Raw genomic sequence first — 7279 nt, 5'->3', positions numbered from 1 at the left:
TGATCGATTTGGCCGAGGATGTGCGCGTGGCGCTTTATGAAGCCGAAGACGGCAATGAAGAGTAGGCACCGCCTTACGCATAACGGGGCATCGTAAAAAGGCCCCACAGATTCAGCGGCTGCGCCTGGGCTTCTGGAGGATCCGCGGAGCATTGGCGAAGCTTTAAAAGGCTCACGCTTGGGCGATTTTTGGAAGTATCGGGTAGGTGACTACCGCCTCATCAGCAGCATCGAGGACGGCGCGTTGCGCATCCTGGTGGTCAAGATTGGCTGGCCTGATACGTAGTTCGTTATTCACGGGAACCTGTTCATCCCGCTCGCGCAAGCGACTGATCCGGCTTTTTGGTGCGTCTCTGCCTGGATCCTGGCCCTGGCAGGGAGAAGCCACTTACTGGGTGCGCATCGACCTGGCCGACCTATGCCTGTTTCGGAAAACCTTAACGTACGATTTTTTCCGAATTCTGCAGGCTCCCCTTAGTTGGAAGTGATAAACCACATTGCCCAGCTCATCAGCGCGACAAAGTATGCGCCGCCCATGAAACGCAAAACTGTGGCTGAGCCGGTGACTGACGAAACGATAGCGGCAAGATAGGCGTAAGCCAGGCTAACCCACGCACCCAAGGCCAACGTATTCAGCATGCCGTTTGGAGGGTTACTTCGCTGTCCTTGTTGATGATGGTCGTCACCAGTACCACAGCGACGGTGAATACTATCGCTACGATCCTCATGAAATGACGGCGTAGAAAAGCCTTTCTGCTGGCCCGTCCATCCTCGTTTTCACACGTTTGTAATCGGCACGTTTCTCGGCCAGATTTTCAATTTCCGGATTGCTCATATTCGTTACCTCGGGCAATTTCTTCCTACTTCGATTTTGGCTGGTCATAGGGCGCAGCCATCTGCCGCACCTGCTCTGCCAGCTCGGGTGGGAGCCAGACCATGACCGGCACAAGTTCTTCTGCGCCGTGCTGCTGCAAGATCCCGCGGACGCGCTTCACTGCTGCATAAACGAGCTGTCGGGACTCGCCAGTCTTCTTGGCCAAGTCCGAGGGACGAACCCCGTCGACCAATACCGCACGGGCCAGCTCGACAGTTCCGATGTTCAAGCCGCGAAAGGCGTCCTTGAATTCGTCCCACTGTTCGGCAGTGTATTTTGGTTGCTGCATTCAAGCTCTCCTAGGTCGGGGGTGGGTGCGCGTCTTTTAGGCGCTTTCCTTTCTTGATGTCGTCCCATTCGTACTTTTCAGAACGGGGATTGGTTACATGATTATTGGGCATTGCCTCACTCTCCATTTGGTCAAATCGCCGGGACGCCTGTGCGGCTTTGTGAAAGCCTTTCGACGATGACCTGGTGCGGGAGGTTGGCCAAGCCAAGGAACGTCCAATACCGACCCTCCCAGTGCGCAAAAATACGGGTCACGTTCCCGACTTCGCAGCACTCAAGTTTGAATGAATCACACTGCTCGTCGGCTGCGAAGTCGGACACCGCTAGGTGACTGAATGCGTAATCGTATCGGGCAGCGGTTGTTTCAGTTGGCCGGGTTCCATGGGTGGCCTCCTGATCGAGCAAAAATGCTTCTTCGTCGCCAAGTACAGCGCCGGGGTGGCTGATCTGCAATTCAGCCAGCATTAACAAACGGCAACGGGTGGCCCATTTGCCGGGGGCAATTTCCCGGGCGTAATCGATGATCGAGGTTTGGCCGGGTACATAGAAAACTTTAGACATGGCTGAATCTCCTACCGCAACAGGATCCGGGCGCTATAAGCGCCCGGTGTTGGTGGTTACGCTGCTTGCTGGCCAGCGCGCAGCGCCTCGGCCATGGCCCACAGCGCGCGATTAAGTTTCACGTCCTGATCGATGCCGTTCACTTGGCGAGTGGTTGTGCGGCGGCCTTGTTTGTTGCGGCCACGCAATCCGCCACGGATGGTGTTTTCCTGAATGCGGTTGAAGGTGGTCCAGAGGTCGTCGGAACGATCCTCGGAGCGGCGAGCTGAAAGCAGTTGACTGGCTGTGACGGGGGCCGGGCCTTCACGTTGATCATAACGATAGGCAAGCGCGCCCTGAGCCAAGGCCAGCTGTTCGAATTCGCGCAGCTTGGTTTGCTTCATGATGTCGCGCTGTTCTTCGATGGCTTCAAACTGGTTCAGCACTTCATAAGCGCCTTCGATGACTTCGCCTACGATGTCAGCACTGCCCATGTGGCGCACTTTCTGATCCATGGTCGCATCGCCCAGGACAAGACCGTTGGCGCACACGAAACGAAAGCAACCTGCCATCATTTGATAACTGCTAGTGCCGTCGTGGCTGTTCAGCAGAATGATTTCGTTAGCCTCTTTGCTCATGATCTGGTCAGCATGGCGCAGGCGAATCATGTGCTTTGTGTGGTCGCGCTTTTCTTCGTTGCGTACGCGGGTTTGGCAAGCCATGAAAGGCAGGAAACCTTCGCGGCGCAGGCTTTCCAGCACGTCTACGGTAGGGATGTACAGATAACGATCGGAGCGGCTTTGGTGGGCCTCGTTCGCGAAGATCGACGGCGCAACGCGGGCGATCTCATCGTTAGTCAGCGGTACGTCGCTGCGGATCATTTGCGGGTTACGGAAATTGCTGGATAGACGCATTTTGAAACTCCTTCGCAGATTTCCCCGAGGCGGTTGCCGCCGCATGTTTCGGGGTGTCTTAGCGGTATTGCTTCGACGTGGTTAGTATCTCAAATCCCGCCAAATACGTCTACCTTTTGTAAAATCTAATTTGTCTAAATGACTAATAAATACTCCTTTCTCGCACGCGAGAATTCCCTTTCCCCTTGACACCGAGGCCGTGCTGATCTGCTCCGAGTGCCGAGCGTTAGAGCGGGAAACAAATCCTTTTAACAGCGCTCGCGCAGCGAGCCTCAAAACCCCTTCGCATTGGAGCGCGCTGCCGGTGGTGGATCTGCTCGTCGGCTTCGGTTGGTCGCGGTAAGCCCGTTCTATCCAGAGACGGGCCGCGTGCAAGGTGTCGTGGAATACCGGAGGGCAGTTTCATCGCCCGAGGATATGCCGCGAAAGCACCTTGCAGGCAAGGCACAGCGGCGGATAGAACATCGGGGCGTTCGCTACCAAACGATGACGGCGGGCTACCTGGTCACTCGCGGAGTGCGGGCAAACCGTCCTGCAGGACGGTGCGCAGGTCGCTTGCGACCGGAGGCAAGCGGAGCGCGCAGCCCGTTTACGGGCGAAGGCGTGAGGATGGAAGCCCGAAGGGCCAAGACCCGGCGCGCTCTTGGCCGGGGCTTGGCTCACGACAGCCGCTGAGGCGTAGCCGAACACGCCCGGCCATTGGCCAACCAGAACACTACATCTTGTGTTGAAAATGCGCGCCGGCAGCTGGTTTTTGCACTACATCTAGTGTTTCTAACCTTGAGGGGGCAACGGCATATCAGGCGGCGTCGGTGAGATACAAGGCATTGCTGCGGGATCTTTTGCAACAGCCGCACAATGTCACTCGTAGTCAGCCCTGAGCGGTATGTTTGACGTACCGCTGCTGTGCCCAGCCGACGACAGTGAACAACACAATCCCAAAAACCCAGAGCTTTTGACGCCGGAAACGGTCTTCGCTCTGTGCCAAGGAAGACTTGATGATCTGGCGTTCGGTGATTTCTTCCCAGAGTAAGGTGTTGCGCCGACGAACGAGGCGGTGGCTAAAACGCTAAAACTGACCAATAAAGCAAAAAAGACTGAGCAGAAGCGTGCCGCCTAAGGGCATGAGAAATAGTCGGGATTTTAGCAACGACACCACTCGCCATCCGCCACTTGGCTGCCCGGCATGTCATTGGGTGCCAGGGCGACATGCAAAATATAGGGCTTTGAATCGATCACTCCCTGCGCCATATTGAGTAAATGCACCGAAGAAATGAAACCGTCGCCGCTAAGCAGCTGAGCGATGCCTTCAGTCTCGCTGAATGCAGAACGAATATGCTTTTCCAGTTGCGCTCCTAAGCCGCTGAGTTTCAAAGCTATTTCGGCGCGGTCTCTGCTACGCTGATGCTCGTTATCTAGCCTTCCCACGCCGTAGGAAAGCATGGCGCCGAGGAGCAGAACACTGAGGGGGAAACAATTAGATTGTATACAAGCGAACGGACTGTCTTGCAGTCAACAGGGCATTATTCACGCAAATAGCTCATTTATGCTTTGAAACCAGACTCGAAATCATCGTAGGAAAAATACCTTCACACGTCGCAGTCTGTTCGAACCATCTATGATGACACCCTTGGGTAACTTTGAGTCTTACATACGACACCCGGTTCGTAGGCGCTTCGGTCGCACCACTGCTGTTTGACCACAGGGCTCGTTCATCAGACAAGGCCAAGCACTTGGGTGCGGGTGCCTTTCCACATCAATTTAAGACGATTCGGACGGTACATTCTGCAGTCGTTCACCGATCACTTGGTAAAGTTGATCCAACGTCCAGGGCTTGACCATGAAAGTCGAGTGCGCAGGCAATTGGTCGCGGGACACGCGCGTGTCACCCGAGGTCAATATAACGGGAATTTGCGGCCACCGTGTCCAGATGATTTTGGCTAGTTCGAAGCCATTTAGGTCGCCAGGCATACGGATATCAGTCAATACCAAGTCGATCGATGCGTTTTTCCCCAGCGCAAGGGCCAGCAGAGCATCATCAGCCGTGGAGCACTCGGTCACGTGCGCGTCGATCAATGACAGCGCATCAGCGATCAAAAAGCGCAAAATTTCATTGTCCTCAATCAGCAATACCCTAGGATGCATAAGCTCAACTTCCCAATCTCTCGTTATGGAGCCGCCAATTCAGTGTCAGGCTATGGCAGCTTCGCTAACTGGCGATACAGCTTAATTATTAATGCGCTCGAAAATCTTCTCAATTTTTTCCTTTAAGACTTGTGCCGTGAAGGGCTTGATTACGTAACCGTTCACTCCAGCTTCGGCGGCCTTAATGATCTGCTCACGTTTAGCTTCGGCTGTCACCATTAGAACCGGGAGATATTTGATACGCTCATCAGCACGCACATAATTCAAAAGATCAATACCGGACATACCCGGCATATTCCAATCAGTGATTAGAAAATCGAAGCTACCTTTTTGCAGCATCGGTAGTGCAGTCGTTCCGTCATCTGCCTCAAACGTGTTAATGAATCCAATATCGCGCAACAAATTTTTTATGATCCGTCGCATTGTTGAAAAGTCATCAACGATAAGGATTTTCATATTTTTATTCAACTCAACCTCGAAATTACCATCACTATGTTAATCAATTAAATACGGTTACAGACCTAAACTATAACTCACAGTTCTCTCCGCATTGGAGAAGCTAACAGTCGCTCACCAAAAAATTCCAAGTGCCCACACGGGTTCTCTGGTAATGGCCAAACATCTATTTTTTTGCGATAGCCTTAAATGCCAAGGAGCACTGAGAACGAGGAAAAGCATCGTATACAGCACGCTGTTTTTTCACAGCCTTGCGCATGCATTCATCATAAGGTACGGCACCAACATATTGTAAGCTCACGTCCAGAAAAAGATTGGTAACACGGGCCAACCTAGCAAAAAGGTTGGGTCCTTCTTGGGGGCTCTGTGTCATGTTAACGAGTATGCGGAAACGATTCATGCCGTAAGACTGGCTGAGCATTTTTATCATCGCATAGGTGTTGGTAACTGAAGTGGGCTCATCACACACGACCATTAACACTTCGCGGGATGCACGGATACAACTGATAACCGAGCTACCTATGCCGCCGGCCGTGTCGATGACAAGCACGTCAATTTTTTTGTCGATATCATTAAAGGCTTGAATTATTCCCGCGTGCTGACCTGGCGTTAAGTGAGTCATGCTTTGGCAGCCCGAAGCGCCAGGAACGATGCTGATTCCGCGAGGGCCTTGCAGGATCACATCCCGCAGTTCACACCGCCCCTTAATCACGTCGGCAAGGTTTTGGGAGGGGGCTAACCCGAGTAAAACATCGACATTTGCCAGACCGAGATCAGCATCGAGCAACATGATCTGCCGACCGCGCTCGGCCAATGCCAATGACAGATTTACTGCTACATTCGTCTTACCGACGCCACCTTTGCCTCCTGTCACAGCAATGACCTGCACTGGATACATGCGGCTCATTTTCGTACTCCTAGTCTCAGTGGTGGCCGCTTCTGTCTTCGAGATGGGCTACAAAACACTTTCTGATCTGATTGTGGGAAAGCTCGATTTTTATGTTCCGCCTAGGCGACCTGGGAGGCGCTTAAAACATGAACCATCTGTAGCTTTCTCTTGTGAGCCTTTAAATTGGCGCCTTCATAGCCGCAAGCAAAAAACGTACCAGTTTCCGTCTGCCCACTCAAAACAGTTAGACTTCAAACCATCGTCCCCGATGAAGATCGAAGCCGATTAAAAAATATGATAAACCACGTCAGTGGATGACTTAGCCTGGGTATTTTATTTAAGTTTATTGATAGAAATATGCGACATAATGATAAGCGTCGGTTAAAAAATGGTTTTTCTAGTTTGTATATGTTTGTTTTATCAGTTACCCGGTGTTAACCAGCCTCTTACATTGTGAGATTCATATAGATCACCTACTACTTTCGCTGCTTCTAACTTTCTTTTGTAAGGTCCAACAATAATAAAATTATTTTCCAGTCGTATAACCGGCAGTTTCATCCCCTTAATCGCTGCTGCAGATTTCTTACGCTCAAATGCGCTCAATATGGTAATCTCTATCACCCATATTTCCGAGATTCTTGACAAATGTTTGGTATTTTTTGAATACTTAATTAATGTGTCGCATTGATTGCAGGGTTGATACGATAACGGCACTAGTACCGGATTCAAAGAGCATAGATGGAATGGCTTTACAGATATAATGCTTCTTGTTTTTTTTCTGCGGAGAGCCATCATTAGCAATCCCACTAGCCCCATCAAGCCACCGGCTACCAACAGGTACTTTAACCAAGCGGTCATAGAGTCTGTATTTTTAAAATCTGCGTTGTCTAATGTTTTTTCTAAGCTTGAAAATTCTAGTGACATTAACGAAAAGAAGCTATTTTGTTCGTTTGATTTCATCCTTAAAGAGGCTTTGTCTTCATTAAAATTAGATCCTAATTCACTGCTTAAATTTATGTTATTTTTATCAGAGCACAACACAACGGCCGTTTCCGGGAATAAAAACGCTACTAGCACCAGGACTTGTACTATTAATCCAAATTTAAAAATTACTGCATTTAATTTCAATCAAAATACCACCCTGAAGTAGAGTCTCCTATCTAAGGATCTCTAG

9 protein-coding genes and 1 pseudogene are annotated in these 7279 nt (G+C 51.0%); 2 read left to right on the top strand and 8 right to left on the bottom strand.

Annotation, left to right across the window (positions count from 1 at the left end):
• Positions 1 to 132: 132 nt before the first annotated feature.
• A complete protein-coding gene (locus RGV33_RS33095; RefSeq protein WP_322148864.1) occupies positions 133 to 285 on the top strand; it encodes a type II toxin-antitoxin system RelE family toxin in 153 nt (50 codons plus the stop codon).
• A gap of 574 nt (positions 286 to 859) precedes the next feature.
• Here RGV33_RS33095 and RGV33_RS33090 read toward each other — a convergent pair.
• The 3 genes from RGV33_RS33090 to RGV33_RS33080 form a co-directional block, all read right to left on the bottom strand.
• On the bottom strand, positions 860 to 1162 hold the full coding sequence (locus tag RGV33_RS33090; RefSeq protein ID WP_322148862.1) for a TrfB-related DNA-binding protein: 303 nt from the start codon (positions 1160 to 1162) through the stop codon (positions 860 to 862).
• A gap of 131 nt (positions 1163 to 1293) precedes the next feature.
• Positions 1294 to 1722, bottom strand: a complete 429-nt coding sequence (locus RGV33_RS33085; protein WP_322148860.1) for a hypothetical protein — start codon at positions 1720 to 1722, stop codon at positions 1294 to 1296.
• Positions 1723 to 1778: 56 nt separating this feature from the next.
• Positions 1779 to 2615: a DUF932 domain-containing protein gene (locus RGV33_RS33080; protein ID WP_322148859.1), complete on the bottom strand. Its 837-nt coding sequence runs from the start codon at positions 2613 to 2615 to the stop codon at positions 1779 to 1781.
• Between the two features lie 886 nt (positions 2616 to 3501).
• Between RGV33_RS33080 and RGV33_RS33075 the strand changes: the two genes are divergently transcribed.
• Positions 3502 to 3648: a hypothetical protein gene (locus RGV33_RS33075; RefSeq protein ID WP_322148858.1), complete on the top strand. Its 147-nt coding sequence runs from the start codon at positions 3502 to 3504 to the stop codon at positions 3646 to 3648.
• Positions 3649 to 3758: 110 nt separating this feature from the next.
• On the opposite strand, the gene RGV33_RS33070 is transcribed toward RGV33_RS33075, so the two are convergent.
• The 5 genes and pseudogenes from RGV33_RS33070 to RGV33_RS33050 form a co-directional block, all read right to left on the bottom strand.
• Complete coding sequence (locus RGV33_RS33070) at positions 3759 to 4058, bottom strand: hypothetical protein (RefSeq protein WP_322148857.1); 300 nt, start codon at positions 4056 to 4058, stop codon at positions 3759 to 3761.
• 318 nt (positions 4059 to 4376) lie between these two features.
• The gene (locus RGV33_RS33065) at positions 4377 to 4760 is read right to left on the bottom strand and encodes a response regulator (RefSeq protein ID WP_322148855.1); all 384 of its coding nucleotides are present in this window, start codon (positions 4758 to 4760) and stop codon (positions 4377 to 4379) included.
• An 81-nt stretch (positions 4761 to 4841) separates the two neighbouring features.
• Positions 4842 to 5216 carry a chemotaxis response regulator CheY gene (locus RGV33_RS33060; RefSeq protein ID WP_322148854.1) on the bottom strand — a complete coding sequence of 125 codons (375 nt, stop codon included), beginning with the start codon at positions 5214 to 5216 and terminating at the stop codon, positions 4842 to 4844.
• Between the two features lie 77 nt (positions 5217 to 5293).
• Positions 5294 to 6123: pseudogene (locus RGV33_RS33055) on the bottom strand (MinD/ParA family protein).
• A gap of 402 nt (positions 6124 to 6525) precedes the next feature.
• Complete coding sequence (locus RGV33_RS33050) at positions 6526 to 7233, bottom strand: hypothetical protein (protein WP_322148853.1); 708 nt, start codon at positions 7231 to 7233, stop codon at positions 6526 to 6528.
• Positions 7234 to 7279 lie beyond the last annotated feature (46 nt).

This window comes from Pseudomonas sp. Bout1 (genome assembly GCF_034314165.1).
GTDB lineage: Bacteria > Pseudomonadota > Gammaproteobacteria > Pseudomonadales > Pseudomonadaceae > Aquipseudomonas.
The sequence above is the reverse complement of the archived record's forward strand: the minus strand, read 5'-3'. Positions and strand labels throughout refer to the sequence as shown.